The organism is Halomonas sp. HP20-15 (assembly GCF_033446685.1).
Taxonomy (GTDB): Bacteria; Pseudomonadota; Gammaproteobacteria; order Pseudomonadales; family Halomonadaceae; genus Modicisalibacter.
The window spans coordinates 28,355-42,904 of record NZ_JAWQLY010000005.1 but is presented as its reverse complement, the minus strand read 5'-3'; the positions used below and the strand labels follow the sequence as shown (position 1 = coordinate 42,904).

Below are 14,550 nucleotides of genomic sequence, written 5' to 3'. Positions count from 1 at the left end.
GCCAGGCGGCGGGCCATCTCGTCACTAGACAGGAGTCTTGCCATGCGCAGGGAGCGCCATACCGACAGCCACGACTGGACCTTCACCATCGGCCATGACGAGTTGGTCATCCATCAGCGTTACGAGGTCCTCAGCATCATCAACGACTTCATGCTCGGCTTGTGGTTTGCCGTGGGCAGCGTCTGTTTCTTCTTCGAAGGCGGCATCAAGACCTTGGGGGTATGGCTATTTCTCATCGGCAGCGTGCAATTGCTGCTGCGTCCGATGATTCGTCTGCATCGCTATATACGCTTCAAGCAGCTGCCTGATACCGATCACGACGCCTGAAACTCACAGGCTACGGTAACGATAGACGCGCAGGCTGGGCAGGAAGATCTCGTCTTCCAGACGCTCATCGCTGCGCCGTGCGCGGGTCCGGCCTGCTGGCGGGCGCGGCAGTGGCGTGTTGTGGTGGGGCAGCTGGCCCTCCGGCGCCGGAATGAACAGCGGCAATGGCAGGTTCATGGCGCGCCGCTCGCGGCCATCGGCCAAGGGCTCCTGAAAGAACAGATTGGCGCGCATGACCGGCGCCTGGCGCTGTACCTGGGCTAGCGGTTCGCCGTCGGGAATGCCCGCCAAGTGCTTGAGCTGGATACGCACGTGGGCGGCCTCGCTATCGAGCGCCAGCAGTTTCTGCTCGGCCTCGCGCACGGTGAGCCGTTTGATCGAACGCCCGCTGGTATACCAGGCCAGTCTCACCCGCGACAGTGGTGCGTCGGCCACTGGAATGTGCCGCCAGCACTGCTTGAGATGCAACCGGGCCAGGCCCTGGCCACGCAGATGGTCGTGCAACGCCGGGTGACGAAACGGCAATACCGCCTTGATTTCCGGCACGAGAGCCGCCGCCTGTTCGCGAATCTGCGCGAGCAGCGCGGCGAACTCGGCCTTGGCGCGGTTGACGTCGGCCACCGCCTCGAGGAGCGTTTCATCGGCGGCTATCAGCGCCACGTAGCTACGCGTGGTGCGGCCGTCCTGACCATCCTGATACCAGAAGTCGAACAACGCCCGGCGCAGCCAGTCGCTGTCGGGGCGGGGCTCCTCCAGTGCCCAGGCCTGGCGCGGTGCCCGGTCGTAGACGGCGATCAGTGCCTCGACGCACTCGATCAGCCGGTCGAAGGCGGCTTCCAGTTCGGCGAGCAGGCGATATTGCAGTTCCATCGTTCGGCTTACCTCTTATACCGTTATCCATGCCAATCATAGAAGCTGGAGCTGGAGCTGTCACGGCATGCCAGCCTCAGACGCTATCGCCCCCATCCATGGCACGCTAGCGTCTCGGCGAATCAGGCCTGCTCGGCCCGCGGGTCGCGACCGATCGGATGCGGCTTGCGGCGTGCCTTGGCCAGGTCGATCTGTTTCTGACGCTCGGCGGCGCGTGCGCGGGTCTTCTCGGGCAGAGCGTCCCAACAATGCGGACAGCTGACGCCGGGCTGGTACTTTTCCGAAGCGCGATCCTGCTCGGAGATCGGCCGGCGGCAGGCGTGGCATTGGTCGAACTCGCCTTCGCTGAGGTCGTGACGCACGGTAACCCGGTTATCGAACACGAAGCAGTCTCCACGCCACAGTGACTGCTGTTCGGGGACCTGTTCCAGGTAGCTAAGGATGCCGCCCTTGAGGTGATAGACCGACTCGAAGCCTTCATCGAGCATGTGGCTCGAGGCCTTCTCGCAGCGAATCCCGCCGGTGCAGAACATCGCCACCTTCTTGTGGCGGGCGGGGTCGTAGTGCGCCTTTACGTACTCGGGAAACTCGCGAAACGAGCGCGTGCGGGGATTGACCGCACCCTCGAAGGAACCGATCTCGACTTCATAATCGTTGCGGGTATCGATCACCAGCACTTCGGGGTCGCTGATCAGCGCGTTCCAGTCCTCGGGCTCGACGTAGGTGCCGACCTTGCGGTTGGGATCGACCTGAGGCACGCCCAGTGTGACGATCTCGCGCTTGAGCTTGACCTTGGTGCGGTAGAACGGATGCGCGTCGCAGTACGACTCCTTGTGCTCGATGTCATCGAAGCGCGCGTCGCGCTTGAGCCAGTCGAGCAGGGCGTCGATCCCGGCGCGGGGACCGGATACGGTGCCGTTGATGCCTTCCGCGGCGATCAGCAGGGTGCCCTTGACGTCGTTGCGCTGCATGACGTCGAGCAGCGGCTCGCGCAGGGCTTGATAATCGGGCAGCGCAACGAACTTGTAGAGCGCCGCCACGACGATGGATTGACTCATGTCGCTCTCCAGTGGGTCGTCCGTGTAAAGGACGGTCCGGATGATGGCTCGGCCGCCGTCGAGGCGGCCGGGCGGCCATTTTAAGTCAATCATCGGCGAACACAAACGCAGGGCGGGCGACGCGTGGCAACGCGTCGCACCGCAGGGGGCGGTTAGCGATCGCGATAGCGGCGGGTCAGGTCGCCATAGGCGTCGATGCGCCGGTCGCGCAGGTAGGGCCACATGCGCCGCACATGCTCGCTGCGGCTCATGTCGAGTTCGACCAGCAGGTTTTCGGGCTCGTCGCCGGCGTGGGCGAGCAGTTCGCCCTGCGGCCCGCAGATGAAGCTGCCGCCCCAGAAGTGGATGCCCTCGCTGACGCCGCTGTGGTCGGGCTCGTTGCCGACGCGGTTGGCGACTAGCACCGGCAGGCCGTTGGCCACCCCATGGGCGCGCTGGACCAGCGTCCAGGCGTCCTTCTGACGGCCTTTCTCGGGCAGGTCATCGGGCGGATGCCAGCCGATCGCGGTGGGGTAGAGCAGCAGTTCGGCGCCGGCCAGGGCCATCAGCCGGGCGGCCTCGGGGTACCACTGGTCCCAGCACACCAGCACGCCGAGCCGACCGACCGAGGTGTCGATGGGCTCGAAGCCCTGCTCGCCGTCGGCGTCGCCGGGCGTGAAGTAGAACTTCTCGTAGAAGCCGGGATCGTCGGGGATGTGCATCTTGCGGTAGAAGCCGACGCGCCCGCGTTGACGATCCATGACCACCGCAGTGTTGTGGTAGACGCCGGCGGCGCGGCGCTCGAACAGCGAGCCGACCAGCACGATGTCGAGTTCGCGGGCGAGTTCCGCCAGCCGGGTGGCGGTGGGGCCGTCGAGCGGCTCGGCGAGGTCGAACAGCTCGGCGTCCTCGCTCTGGCAGAAGTAATGGGTGGCGTGGAGCTCCTGCAGCAGCACCAGTTCGGCGCCACGTTCGGCGAGCTCACGTATGCCCGCTTCGCTGGCCTCCAGGCTGCGAGCCTTGTCGGGCCAAGCCTGTTGCTGGACCAGGCCCACCTTGAGGGTCTCTTGCATCTCAACGCTCCTCGTCGTCATGGGAGGGCCTGGCGTCGGCCAGGCAGCCTCGCGGAAGTTGCATGGTCAGGCAGTGTAGACTGCCGTGCTGGCGGATCACACTGCGGCAATCGATGGGGATCAGCTCATGATCCGGGAAGGCCTCGGCGAGCGCTGCCAGTGCCCGGGCATCGGCGGAATCGGCATAGGCCGGCATCAGTACCGCTCCGTTGATGATCAGGAAGTTGGCGTAGGTGGCCGGCAGGCGGTGGCCGTCTTCGGGGTCGAAGCAGGGCTTGGGCCAGGGCAGGGGGATCAGCCGATAGGGCTCGCCGTCGGCCCGGCGCAGCGCCTCGAGCTCCTCTTCCATGGCGCGCAGCTCGGCATAATGCGGGTCGGTCGGATCGTCGCAACGTACATAGGCGATGGTCTGCGGATCGCAGAAGCGCGCCAGGGTATCGATATGGCTATCGGTGTCGTCGCCCTCGAGGTGACCGTGACGCAGCCACAGCACCCGCGCGATGCCCATCTCCTCGCGCAACCGGCTTTCCAGCGCCTGGCGATCGAGCCGGGGATTGCGATTGGGATTGAGCAGACAGGCCTCGGTGGTCAACAGCGTGCCTGCACCGTCGGTATCGATGGCGCCGCCTTCCAGCACCAGGTCATGTGCCTCGACGGGCGCGGCGAAGACGCCGGCGGCCTGTAGTCGTGCGGTCAGCGCATCGTCGCGCGCCGCCGGAAACTTGCCGCCCCAGCCGGTGAATCGGTAATCGAGCAGCACCGGGAGGCCGTCGCGTTCGATGGCGATGGGACCATGATCGCGGGCCCAGCTGTCGTCGCTGGGAGCCTCGGCGAACAGCAGGCACGCGGTGTCGACGCCCAGATGGCGGAAGGTCGCCAGCAGGCGCTGGCGGGTGGCTTCGTCGGCGACGCTGATCAGCACGCGCTGGTGACGGGCGATCGCCACGACCATGGCTTCCAGCGTCGCCTCGATGCGGGGCAGAATCGACGCCCAGTCGCTATGAGCGCCGGGCCAGGTAAGCAAAATGGCATCCTGAGGGTGCCATTCGGGGAACAGACGCTGAGTCATGGGGTCTCCATGGGTGGCTATCGTACCGGGCGAGCCGCATGCCGGGCGGCGGCATTTTAGTCGTCGCCGTGGGCGATGCAAGCCTTATCGAATGCGGCGGACGAAGTGTTGTCCCGGGTCGGCTGGCCCGGCGATGCGTCGCCGCGAAAAAAACCGTACCATGGGTCGCCTGCCGACAAGGAACCGATGTTGATGCTGGATCGCCTCCCCTTTCTGATCGGGCTGCGCTACGTGCGCGCCAAACGACGTAACCATTTCATTTCATTCATCTCGATGACCTCGATGCTGGGCCTGATGCTGGGCGTGGCGGTGCTCATTCTGGTGCTTTCGGTGATGAATGGTTTCGACCACGAACTACGTACCCGTGTGCTCGGCATGGTACCGCACACGCGCATCGAGCAGCCTCAGGGCATGAGCGCCTGGAAGCCGCTGGCGCAGCGCCTGACCCGCCGCGAGCATGTGCTCGCGGCCGCGCCCTACATCCAGCAGCAGGGCATGTTCTCGGTCGGCGGGCGCAACGAGGGCGGACTGGTCTGGGGGGTCGACCCGGACTACGAAAAGCGCGTGTCGATCATCGGCCAGCACATGCCGCAGGGCAGCCTGGACGACCTGACGCCCGGCGACTGGAACATCGTGCTCGGCGATCTGCTGGCGCGCAATCTGGGCGTCGGCGTCGGCGACCAGGTCACCTTGCTGGTGCCCGAGGCCTCGATCACTCCCGGGGGCGTGTTCCCGCGTCTCAAGCGCTTCACGGTCAGCGGCATCTTCAAGGTCGGCGCGGACATCGATGCGCGGCTGGCCTACGCCAATATCCAGGACATGCAGACCCTGGCGCGGATGGGCGACAACGTGGGCGGGCTGCGCCTCAAACTCGACGACCTGTTTCTGGCCAGCGACTTGACCCGCGAGATCGTCCAGGAGCTGGGTTATGGCTATCGCGGCATCGACTGGACCTATACCCACGGCAACCTGTTCCAGGCGATCCAGATGGAGAAACGCATGATCGGCCTGCTGCTGTTGGTTATCGTCGCCGTGGCGGCGTTCAACATCGTCTCGACACTGGTCATGGTGGTCACCGACAAGCACGCCGACATCGCCATTTTGCGGACCTTGGGCGCGACCCCGCGGACCATCATGGGCATCTTCATCGTCCAGGGCCTGACGATCGGCCTGATCGGCATCGTCGTCGGGGTGATCCTGGGCATCGTGCTGGCATTGACGGTGTCGGACATCATCGCCGGCTTCGAGGCGCTGACGGGTATCCAGTTCCTCGATCCCAACGTCTACTTCATCAGCTATCTGCCTTCGCAACTGCTGTGGAGCGACGTGGCCGTGATCATCGCGGCGGCCTTTGGCCTGAGCTTTCTGTCAACGCTGTATCCCGCCTGGCGGGCGGCGCGAGTCCAGCCTGCGGAGGTATTGCGTTATGAATGAAGCATCTCGATCGTCAATCTCTACCGAGGCTGACACTCGTCAGGTCATGCTCGAATGCCAGGGGCTGGGCCGTACCTATCGCGAGGGCCCGCAGGACGTCACCGTGCTCGACGGGCTCGAACTCGTGGTACGCGCCGGCGAGCGCGTGGCGGTGGTGGGCAGCTCGGGGTCGGGCAAGACCACGCTGCTCAATCTGCTCGGCGGGCTCGACCAGCCGAGCGGCGGCACCGTGCATATCGCCGGCCAGGACCTGGCCGGGCTCGACGATGCCGAGCTGGGGCGCTTTCGCAACCGGCACATCGGTTTCGTCTACCAGTTTCACCATCTGCTGGCCGAGTTCACCGCCCGCGAGAACGTCGCCCTGGCGCTGATCATCCGCGGTCTCAAGCGCAAGGCCGCCGAGGCGCGGGCCGGCGAAATCCTCGCCAAGGTGGGCATGGCCCAGCGCGCCGATCACAAGCCCGGCGAGCTGTCCGGCGGCGAGCGTCAGCGGGTGGCGATCGCCCGGGCGCTGATAACCGACCCTAGCGTGATGTTGATGGACGAGCCCACCGGCAATCTCGACAAGACCACCGCCTCGAGCATCCTCGCGCTGATGGACGAGCTCGCCGCAACCGCCGCTTGCGCCTTCGTCGTGGTGACCCACGACCCCGGCCTGGCGGCCCACCAGGACCGCGTCCTGCACCTCGACGGCGGGCGCCTGCAGCCGGCGGGCTGAGGAGCTAGCTGGGTTCGTCGTGACGAACGCTGGCGCTGCGCGCCTGTACTTGGGCCTGGCGCGCGGCGTGACGCCGCCGCCGGGCACGGCGCTTCCAGTTGCGCGCCACGTGCCAGCGCCATATCAGGCGAATGATCAGGTTGCTGGCGAGCCCCACGGTTACGGCCGCGACCAGCGAGCCGAGCATCAGCGGAGGCAGGATGTCGGCCATCTTGGCGGCGATCCAGTGGACGTTGATCTGTTCGGGGACTTGGCGCGCCGGGGTATTCATCAGCCAGGCACCGAGACGGTAGTTGGCATAGAAGATGATCGGCATGGTCAACGGGTTGGTCAGCCATACCAGGCCCACCGAGAGCGGCAGGTTGCAGCGCAGCAGCCAGGCGCCCGTCGCCGCGACGACCATCTGGAACGGGATCGGCAGCAAGGCGCAGAACAACCCGACCATGAAGGCATTGCCCACCGAGCGGCGAGTCAGCACCCACAGCGTGGCATTGCCGATCAGACCGCTCATGAAGCGCAGCGAGCGGTTGCGCTTGAGAACGTCCGGGTGGGGCATGTAGCGCTGTAACAGGCGGCGCGGCATGGTCTCGCTCGCTGGCTCGGGTTCCGGCTATTATCCATAGTTGGTTGGCGTCCTGCCATGCTCGATCGCTCCGGGAGGTTCCACGCACATACCGCATCTTCGATTTCCGCTCGTCGGCCTGGCGCCGCCACTCGCGATCGCCGCCATGCTCGGTGGCCTGCTCGGTACGCTGCCATTGCCGGGACTCCTTGCCGGCTTGGCGCTGGCCCTGCTGGCGGCCCTGGCCATGCGACGTTACCGCTTGGCGCTATTGATCGCCGTGCTGGCCGTGAGTGCCGGTCAGGTGCTGCTGGCACGCGGTGCGCAACTGCCGCAAGGGCTGTCGCGTGCCGATCTGACGACCCAGGTCCGGATCGTTTCGCTCAGCGATGAGGGCCGCTTCACGCGATTGCGGCTGGCCGTCGAGGAGTGCCGGCCGCGCGAGCCCGGGCGGCCGAGCTGTGCCGCGCTCGATCATGTGCGGGTCAGCTGGTACGACCCGCCGGCGCTGGCGGTGAACGATCGCTGGCATCTGACGCTGCGTTTGCGCCCACCGGCCGGCTTCGCCAATCCCGATAGTTTCGATTACGCCGCCTGGCTGTGGCGTGAGGGCATCGACGCCACCGGCTACGTCCGCGATGCGCCGCCGCCCCAGCGTCTGGCCGCCGGTGAGCCGGGGCTGCGCGAGGCGGCGCTCGGCTATCTCGACCGGCATGTCGCTGACCCACTGGCACGACGCTGGTTGGCGGCTCTGACGCTGGGGGCTGCCGAGCGGCTCGATAGCGACGACTGGGAGCTGCTCAACGCCACCGGTACGACGCACGTAATGGTCATCTCGGGCCTGCACGTCGGCCTGGTGGCGACGCTGGTGCTGGGGTTGGCACGCGGTCTGGCGCGGCTGGTCACGCCGTGCCGCTGGCGGCTGACGACGTGGCCCTGGTGGTGTGCCGCGGCGGCGGCGATCGGCTACGCCGGGTTGGCCGGGCTCGAGCCGCCGGCCTTGCGGGCGATGATCATGACCCTGGTCGGGCTATGGGTGGCCAGCGGGCGGCACGCGCCCGGCCCCTGGCAGGGCTGGTGGCTGGCGCTGGTGGTCATCGTGCTGCTCGATCCGTTGGCGCTGTGGCGCCCGGGGCTGTGGTTGTCGTTCGTCGCCGTGGGATTGCTAATCGTGATCTGGCAGGGACGCAGGCGACCGAGCGGTGGCCGGGGCTGGCTGCTGGCGCTGTTGCGCAGCCAATGCCTGCTGGCGCCGCTGATGGCGGCGGCGGTACTGCTGGCCTTCGATCGGCTGGCGCCGGCGGCACCGCTGGTCAACCTGCTGGTCGTGCCGCTGGTGGGTAGCCTGATGGTGCCGCTGGGGCTGGCCGGTTGGCTGCTGGCCTGGGCGCCGCCCCTGGCCGAAGGCGTCTGGCAGCTGTTCGCGCTGCTGGCCCACGCTCTGCATGCACTGCTGACTTGGTGCATGAACATGATGCCGCTGTGGCAGCCGCCGGCTTGGCAGGCCTGGCCGCTGGCCCTGGCGTTGATCCTGCTCGCGGCGCTGTGGGCGCTGCCCGGCGTGGCTCGCACCCCGCGCTGGGCCGGTAGCATGGCGCTGCTGCTGATGGGCATGACGCTGACGCCACCGAGCATCGCCACCGGTACGCTGCAGGTGCGTGTCCACGATGTCGGCCAGGGTCAGCTGCTGGCGTTGCGCACGGCACATCACCGCCTGCTGTTCGACACCGGGCCGCGTTTTCGCTCCGGTTTCATGCCGCTGGAGACGCTCTGGCCGCCGGGCCAGGTCTTCGACGCGGTCATCGTCAGCCACAGCGATCGCGATCACGCCGGCGGCATAGCGGCACTCGGCGAGTTGCATCATGTCGCGCGCTGGTACTCGCCGGGCGTTGCTGCGTCGGGCGCCGATGCGCTGGGCGTGGAGGATCGAGCCTGCCGGGCGGGTGGCCACTGGCGCTGGGACGGGGTCGAGTTTCGCTTCCTCGGGCCACCGGCCGGGGCCGACCTGGCCGGACGAGCGTCCAACGATCGCTCCTGCGTGTTGCTGGTCGAGGCCGGTGGCCAGCGTCTGCTGGTCAGTGGCGATGCCGGCGCCGAGGTCGAACGGCGCCTCGCGGAGACCTTGCCGGGCCCGGTCAGCGTGCTGGTGGCGGGACATCACGGCAGTCGCAGCAGCTCGTCACCGAGCTGGGTCGCGGCCAGCCGGCCCCGGCATGTGGTGTTCAGCGCAGGCCGCGACAATCCGCACGGACACCCGGCGGCGAGTGTGGTGCGGCGCTTCCGCGACGCCGGCAGCTGTCTCTGGAATACCGCCACGGACGGCGCGGTGACCTTTCAACTGGGCGGCCATGCGGCGCATCCGGTGATTGCCGAGCGCGTGCCGGCGGGCTGGGGCGACGGTGTCGATGGGCGCTGCCATGCGGTAGAATCGCCGCACCGGAGCGCCGGCGAGTGATACGGACTGGCCTGGGCCGGGGCCGTAGCGATGGCTCGCGAGGACGGCTCGCTAGGATAAGTGGGGGAACCATGCTGGAGTCGCGGATGGATCGGCTGATGACCGGGAGAGGGGGTGAATGAACATGTACGACGCTTTGCTGGCCGGCGGCTTGTTGATGCTCCCCATCGTGGGCTGCTCGCTGCTGGCGACGCTGATCATCCTCGAGCGGTTGTGGAGCCTGCGTATTTCGCGGATCGCTCCGCCGCATCTTGGTCAGGAAGTCTGCGAGCTTATCCAGCAGGGGCAGGTCAATCTCTATTGGCTGGAGAGTCACTCGCCGCTTGGCGGCATACTCGCGGCGGGACTGCGTAACGCCCGGCTGGGCCAGGATCAGGTACGCGCCCGCCTGCAGGAGGCGGCGACCGCCGTCATCCATGACATGGAGCGCTTTCTCAGTCCGCTGGGGACGATCGCCTCGATCACGCCGCTGATTGGCCTCCTGGGCACGGTGGTGGGCATGATCCAGGTCTTCGCGGTGATCGTTTCCGCCGAGGGGGCCGAACAGACCGCCGAGCTCGCCGGCGGCATCTCCCAGGCGCTTGTGACCACCGCCGCGGGGTTGACCGTGGCGATTCCGGCGTTGATGTTCCACCGCTACTTTCAGCGTCGCGTCGAGGACATCACGGTGCGCATGGAAGAGCAGGCCGGGCAGGTGGTCGAGTTTCTCGCTCACCATGGCAGCGAGCTGACCCTGGCCGAGCGGCGCGACTCCCGTGGAGCGCACGCATGAAGTTCGCCCGACGCCACCGGGAGCCGGCGGAGGTCAATCTGACGCCATTGATCGACGTGGTATTCCTGCTGTTGATTTTCTTCATGGTCTCGACCACCTTCGAGACTCGCGAGGCGCTGGAGCTGACGCTGCCCGCGAGCGAGAACGGCATGCCTGCCAAGGTCTCGCCGGTGACCGTGGTGGTGACCCGTGACGGCGACTACCGGCTTGATGGACGAACCTTCGAGGCCACCGGTGCACTGCGCCAGGCGCTGAGTGAGCGCGCCGCCGTGGCCCGCGAGCAGGGGCTGGTGATCGAAGCCGACGGCCAGGCGAGCCACGCGACGGTGGTCGGGGCGCTCGATCAGGCGGCCGCGTTGGGCATCCAGCGTGTACGCATCGCCACCCGCACGCCGTCAGAACCCCTCAACCAAGCGGAGACGCCGTGACGCAAGCAACCAGTTGGACCCTCTATCGGCGCCTGCTCGGCTATGTGCGACCGTACTGGAAGTACTTCGCCGCGGCGGTCGTCGGCTATGCGATCTACGCCGCCTCGAGCACCGCACTGGCCGAGATGATGAAGCGCCTGATCGACGGCATTCAGCACCCCGACGCCGATTTTCGGCTGTTCCTGCCGCTGTTCGTGGTCGGCATGTTCGCGCTGCGCGGTGTGGGGACCTTCCTCGGCACCTTCTACATGAGCAACGTGGCGCGCAACGTGGTGCACTCGCTGCGTTGCAGCGTGTTCAACCACATGCTCCATCTGCCCGGGCGCTTCTTCGATTCGCACTCGAGCGGGCATTTGATCTCGCGGGTCACCTATCACGTCGAGCAGGTCACCGGCGCGGCGACCAACGCCATCACCATCATTCTTCGCGAAGGGCTGTTCGTGATCGGCCTGGTGGGCTATCTGCTCTGGACCAACTGGCTGCTGACGCTGCTGTTTCTCACCGTGACGCCGCTGATCGGCCTGGTGGTGCGCTACGCCAGCAAGCGTTTCCGGCGTATCTCGCGGCGCATCCAGCACTCGATGGGCGATGTCACCCATGTCGCCTCCGAGGCGCTGACCGGCTACAAGGTGATGCGCACCCACGGTGCCGAGGACTACGAGAAGCGCCGATTCGCCGCCGCCAGCGCCTACAACCGCGACCAGAGTCTCAAGGAGGCGCTGACCAAGGCCACCAGCACGCCGATCATCCAGTTGCTGGTGGCGGTGGCGCTGGCCGGTCTGGTGTGGCTGGCGATGGCGCCGGACCTGATGGCCAGCATGACGCCCGGCGAGTTCGTCGCCTTCATTACTGCCGCCGCGCTGATGGCCAAGCCGATCAAGCAGCTTACCGAGATCAACTCGGTGATCCAGAAGGGCCTGGCGGCCGCCAGCGAGCTGTTCCGCCTGCTCGAGGTGCCGGCCGAGGTCGACGAAGGGCAGCGCGAGCCCGAGGGAATCGCCGGTCGGGTCACCTTCGAGGACGTGCACTTCGCCTATGGCGACGATCAGCCCGAAGTGCTCAAGGGCATCGATCTGCGCGTCGAGGCCGGCGAGATGATCGCCATCGTCGGTCGCTCGGGTAGCGGCAAGTCGACGCTGGTCAATCTATTGCCGCGCTTCTATCGGCCGACCCAGGGACGCGTGACGATCGACGATGTGGCCGTCGAGGACTATCGACTGTCGCCGCTGCGTCGCCAGATCGCGCTGGTCTCGCAGCAGGTGACGCTATTCAATGCCTCGGTCGCCGACAACATCGCCTACGGTGTGTCCGATGCCGATCGCGAGGCGGTCGAGGCCGCGGCGCGGGCGGCCTATGCCGACGAATTCATCGCCCAGCTGCCGCGGGGCTACGATACCGTGGTCGGTGACAACGGGGTGATGCTTTCCGGCGGCCAGCGCCAGCGCCTGGCGATCGCCCGGGCGATCTTCAAGGACTCCCCGTTGCTGGTGCTCGACGAGGCGACCTCGGCGCTGGACACCGAATCCGAGCGCTACATCCAGCGCGCGCTGGAGGAGGTCTGCCGCGGACGCACCACCTTCGTCATCGCCCACCGCCTGTCGACCATCGAGCGCGCCGATCGCATCCTGGTGATGGAGCAGGGCCGGATCGTCGAGAGCGGCAGCCACGGCGAACTGCTCGAGCGCGATGGCGCCTACGCATCGCTCTACCGGCTGCAGTTCCAGGAAGCGGTGGCATGAGTCGGCTGAGCGAAGCCTGGTATCGCGACGCCGCCTGGCTGCAGACGCTGCGGCCATTGGCATGGCTCTACCGGCAGGCAGTCGGCGCCCGCCAGCGGGCCTACGCGGCGGGACGCAAGACCCAGTGGCGCTCGCCGGTACCGGTGATCGTGGTCGGCAACCTGACCCTGGGCGGTACCGGCAAGTCGCCGCTGGTCGCCTGGCTGGCGCGCTGGCTGGCCGAGCAGGGCTGGCAGCCGGGCATCGTCTCGCGCGGCTACGGCGGCGATGCGCCGCGCTATCCGCTGTACGTCAATGTCGACAGCGATGCCGCACAGAGCGGTGACGAGCCGTTGATGCTCGCCCAGCAGACCGGCCTGGCGGTGGTGGTCGATCCCGATCGCCCGCGCGGCGCGCGCAAGCTGATCGCCGCCGGTTGCGACATCGTGATCGCCGATGACGGCCTGCAGCATCTGGCCCTGGGCCGCGATATCGAACTGGTGGTGGTCGACGGCGCGCGCGGTTTCGGCAACGGCCACTGTCTGCCGGCGGGGCCGCTGCGCGAGCCGGTGGAGCGCCTGCGGACGGTCGACGCGGTGGTGATCAACGGCGCGCCGAAAGCGACGGACTTGCCGGCCGCAGGGTACGCCATGACGCTGGCGCCGGCGCGCTGGCGGCATCTCACCGACGGCGTCTGCTACCCGGTCGACCAGGTGCCGTTCGCCGGTCGCGTGCACGCGCTGGCGGGGATCGGCCACCCGCCGCGCTTCTTCGCCACCCTCGATGCGCTGGGGGTCGAACACGACGCCCATCCATTGCCCGATCATCATCGCTATACCGCCGGCGACCTGCGCTTCGCCGACAATCGCCCGGTGGTGATGACCGCCAAGGACGCCGTCAAGTGTCGGCGATTCGCCAACGAGCGCTGCTGGGCGCTGGATGTCGAGGCCCAACCGGACCCGGCGTTCGTCGCCTGGCTGCGCGAGCGGCTCGAAACCCTACAACCCGCGACCTGCGAGGTAACTCATGGATAAGGAATTGCTGGCCATGCTGGTCTGCCCGCTCTGCCAGGGCAAGCTCAAGTACGACCGCGAGCGCGGCGAACTCAAGTGTCATTTCGATGGCCTGGCGTACCCCATCCGCGACGACATCCCGGTAATGCTTCAGGAAGAGGCGCGGGTCATGGACGTCGACGAGAAGCTCCACAAGAGCGCCGGGCCCGATGACGACCAGCCGGGGGCGACGCCGTGACCCAGCAGTCTGCGAGGCAGGTCGTGGGCGAAGCCTCCGAGCATTTCGTGGTGGTGATCCCGGCCCGCTATGGCTCCAGCCGCTTGCCGGGCAAGCCGCTGCTCGACATCGCCGGCCAGCCGATGGTGGTGCGCGTCTGGCAACAGGCGATCGCCAGCGGCGCGGCGCGGGTGGTGGTGGCCACCGACGACGAGCGCATCCTGCGTGCGGTGGAGGCCGCCGGAGGCGAGGCGTTGATGACCCGCGACGACCATCCCTCGGGAACCGACCGGCTCGCCGAGGTCGCCGAGACGCTGGGGCTTTCCGCCGAGACCATCGTGGTCAACGTGCAGGGCGACGAGCCGCTGCTGCCGCCCTCGGCCATCGCCCAGGTGGCGGTAAGGCTGGGCGACGACGCCGAGGCCTCGATCGCCACGCTGGCCGAGCCGATCAGCGACATCGAGGCGCTGTTCAATCCCAACGTGGTCAAGGTGGTGCGCGACATCCACGGCCGCGCGCTGTACTTCTCGCGGGCGCCGATACCCTGGGACCGCGAGCAGTTTGCCGCACGTCCCGAAGCCTTGGCGACCGATGCCTGGCTGCGTCACATAGGGCTCTACGCCTACCGCGCCGGCTTTTTGGCCGACTACGTCGACTGGTTGCCGAGCCCGCTGGAGCAGCTCGAGCAACTCGAGCAGTTGCGCGCCTTGCATCACGGTCGGCACATCCAGGTCGGTCTGGCCCGCCAGGCCCATCCGGCGGGCGTCGATAGCGTCGAGGATCTCGCGCGTGTGCGCCGTCTCTTCGCAGGCTAGCCGCCACGCTTCATCGTTATTTTCGCACTACACGCCGAGGCT

15 protein-coding genes are annotated in these 14,550 nt (G+C 67.3%); 10 read left to right on the top strand and 5 right to left on the bottom strand.

Features of this window, described 5'->3' with window-relative positions; translation table 11 throughout:
• Positions 1–42: 42 nt before the first annotated feature.
• Positions 43–327 carry a YrhK family protein gene (locus R6258_RS08335; RefSeq protein WP_318449215.1) on the top strand — a complete coding sequence of 95 codons (285 nt, stop codon included), beginning with the start codon at positions 43–45 and terminating at the stop codon, positions 325–327.
• A 3-nt stretch (positions 328–330) separates the two neighbouring features.
• Here the strand turns inward: R6258_RS08335 and R6258_RS08330 are convergent, their stop codons facing one another.
• The 4 genes from R6258_RS08330 to R6258_RS08315 all read right to left on the bottom strand — a co-directional run bounded on the left by R6258_RS08330 (position 331) and on the right by R6258_RS08315 (position 4,376).
• A complete protein-coding gene (locus R6258_RS08330) occupies positions 331–1,197 on the bottom strand; it encodes a DNA replication terminus site-binding protein (protein ID WP_318449214.1) in 867 nt (288 codons plus the stop codon).
• A 122-nt stretch (positions 1,198–1,319) separates the two neighbouring features.
• The gene (locus tag R6258_RS08325; protein WP_318449213.1) at positions 1,320–2,255 is read right to left on the bottom strand and encodes a rhodanese-related sulfurtransferase; all 936 of its coding nucleotides are present in this window, start codon (positions 2,253–2,255) and stop codon (positions 1,320–1,322) included.
• 152 nt (positions 2,256–2,407) lie between these two features.
• Positions 2,408–3,307, bottom strand: a complete 900-nt coding sequence (locus R6258_RS08320) for a carbon-nitrogen hydrolase (RefSeq protein WP_318449212.1) — start codon at positions 3,305–3,307, stop codon at positions 2,408–2,410.
• Between the two features lies 1 nt (position 3,308).
• The gene (locus R6258_RS08315) at positions 3,309–4,376 is read right to left on the bottom strand and encodes an agmatine deiminase family protein (protein WP_318449211.1); all 1,068 of its coding nucleotides are present in this window, start codon (positions 4,374–4,376) and stop codon (positions 3,309–3,311) included.
• A 192-nt stretch (positions 4,377–4,568) separates the two neighbouring features.
• Here R6258_RS08315 and R6258_RS08310 point away from each other — a divergent pair, with 192 nt between their 5' ends.
• Positions 4,569–5,810, top strand: coding sequence for a lipoprotein-releasing ABC transporter permease subunit (locus R6258_RS08310; RefSeq protein ID WP_318449210.1), 1,242 nt, complete (start codon positions 4,569–4,571; stop codon positions 5,808–5,810).
• Positions 5,803–6,528, top strand: coding sequence for an ABC transporter ATP-binding protein (locus tag R6258_RS08305; protein ID WP_318449209.1), 726 nt, complete (start codon positions 5,803–5,805; stop codon positions 6,526–6,528). Before R6258_RS08310 ends, R6258_RS08305 begins: the two co-directional genes overlap by 8 nt.
• 4 nt (positions 6,529–6,532) lie before the next feature.
• Here R6258_RS08305 and R6258_RS08300 read toward each other — a convergent pair whose 3' ends face one another.
• On the bottom strand, positions 6,533–7,111 hold the full coding sequence (locus R6258_RS08300) for a DUF2062 domain-containing protein (RefSeq protein WP_318449208.1): 579 nt from the start codon (positions 7,109–7,111) through the stop codon (positions 6,533–6,535).
• 145 nt (positions 7,112–7,256) lie between these two features.
• On the opposite strand from R6258_RS08300, the gene R6258_RS08295 reads away from it, so the two are divergent.
• From R6258_RS08295 to kdsB, 7 genes are all read left to right on the top strand, one after another.
• Positions 7,257–9,545 (top strand): DNA internalization-related competence protein ComEC/Rec2, encoded by a 2,289-nt coding sequence (locus R6258_RS08295; protein ID WP_318449207.1) that lies wholly within the window; start codon positions 7,257–7,259, stop codon positions 9,543–9,545.
• A gap of 118 nt (positions 9,546–9,663) precedes the next feature.
• A complete protein-coding gene (locus R6258_RS08290; protein WP_318449206.1) occupies positions 9,664–10,317 on the top strand; it encodes a MotA/TolQ/ExbB proton channel family protein in 654 nt (217 codons plus the stop codon).
• Entirely contained in the window at positions 10,314–10,745 is a 432-nt protein-coding gene (locus R6258_RS08285) for a biopolymer transporter ExbD (protein ID WP_318449205.1), read from the top strand. Before R6258_RS08290 ends, R6258_RS08285 begins: the two co-directional genes overlap by 4 nt.
• Positions 10,742–12,484: a lipid A export permease/ATP-binding protein MsbA gene (msbA, locus tag R6258_RS08280; protein WP_318449204.1), complete on the top strand. Its 1,743-nt coding sequence runs from the start codon at positions 10,742–10,744 to the stop codon at positions 12,482–12,484. The genes R6258_RS08285 and msbA overlap by 4 nt, the downstream gene beginning before the upstream one ends.
• The gene (gene lpxK, locus R6258_RS08275; protein WP_318449203.1) at positions 12,481–13,497 is read left to right on the top strand and encodes a tetraacyldisaccharide 4'-kinase; all 1,017 of its coding nucleotides are present in this window, start codon (positions 12,481–12,483) and stop codon (positions 13,495–13,497) included. The genes msbA and lpxK overlap by 4 nt, the downstream gene beginning before the upstream one ends.
• Positions 13,490–13,714 carry a Trm112 family protein gene (locus R6258_RS08270; RefSeq protein WP_318449202.1) on the top strand — a complete coding sequence of 75 codons (225 nt, stop codon included), beginning with the start codon at positions 13,490–13,492 and terminating at the stop codon, positions 13,712–13,714. The genes lpxK and R6258_RS08270 overlap by 8 nt, the downstream gene beginning before the upstream one ends.
• Positions 13,711–14,508: a 3-deoxy-manno-octulosonate cytidylyltransferase gene (gene kdsB, locus R6258_RS08265; protein WP_318449201.1), complete on the top strand. Its 798-nt coding sequence runs from the start codon at positions 13,711–13,713 to the stop codon at positions 14,506–14,508. Before R6258_RS08270 ends, kdsB begins: the two co-directional genes overlap by 4 nt.
• Positions 14,509–14,550 lie beyond the last annotated feature (42 nt).

Coding starts and splice junctions, on each gene's coding strand:
- R6258_RS08330 (WP_318449214.1), bottom strand. CDS start 1,197: ATGGAACTGCAATATCGCCTGCTCGCCGAACTGGAAGCCGCCTTCGAC.
- R6258_RS08320 (WP_318449212.1), bottom strand. CDS start 3,307: ATGCAAGAGACCCTCAAGGTGGGCCTGGTCCAGCAACAGGCTTGGCCC.
- R6258_RS08310 (WP_318449210.1), top strand. CDS start 4,569: ATGCTGGATCGCCTCCCCTTTCTGATCGGGCTGCGCTACGTGCGCGCC.
- R6258_RS08295 (WP_318449207.1), top strand. CDS start 7,257: ATGCTCGGTGGCCTGCTCGGTACGCTGCCATTGCCGGGACTCCTTGCC.
- R6258_RS08270 (WP_318449202.1), top strand. CDS start 13,490: ATGGATAAGGAATTGCTGGCCATGCTGGTCTGCCCGCTCTGCCAGGGC.
- lpxK (WP_318449203.1), top strand. CDS start 12,481: ATGAGTCGGCTGAGCGAAGCCTGGTATCGCGACGCCGCCTGGCTGCAG.
- R6258_RS08335 (WP_318449215.1), top strand. CDS start 43: ATGCGCAGGGAGCGCCATACCGACAGCCACGACTGGACCTTCACCATC.
- R6258_RS08325 (WP_318449213.1), bottom strand. CDS start 2,255: ATGAGTCAATCCATCGTCGTGGCGGCGCTCTACAAGTTCGTTGCGCTG.
- R6258_RS08285 (WP_318449205.1), top strand. CDS start 10,314: ATGAAGTTCGCCCGACGCCACCGGGAGCCGGCGGAGGTCAATCTGACG.
- R6258_RS08290 (WP_318449206.1), top strand. CDS start 9,664: ATGAACATGTACGACGCTTTGCTGGCCGGCGGCTTGTTGATGCTCCCC.
- R6258_RS08305 (WP_318449209.1), top strand. CDS start 5,803: ATGAATGAAGCATCTCGATCGTCAATCTCTACCGAGGCTGACACTCGT.
- R6258_RS08300 (WP_318449208.1), bottom strand. CDS start 7,111: ATGCCGCGCCGCCTGTTACAGCGCTACATGCCCCACCCGGACGTTCTC.
- R6258_RS08315 (WP_318449211.1), bottom strand. CDS start 4,376: ATGACTCAGCGTCTGTTCCCCGAATGGCACCCTCAGGATGCCATTTTG.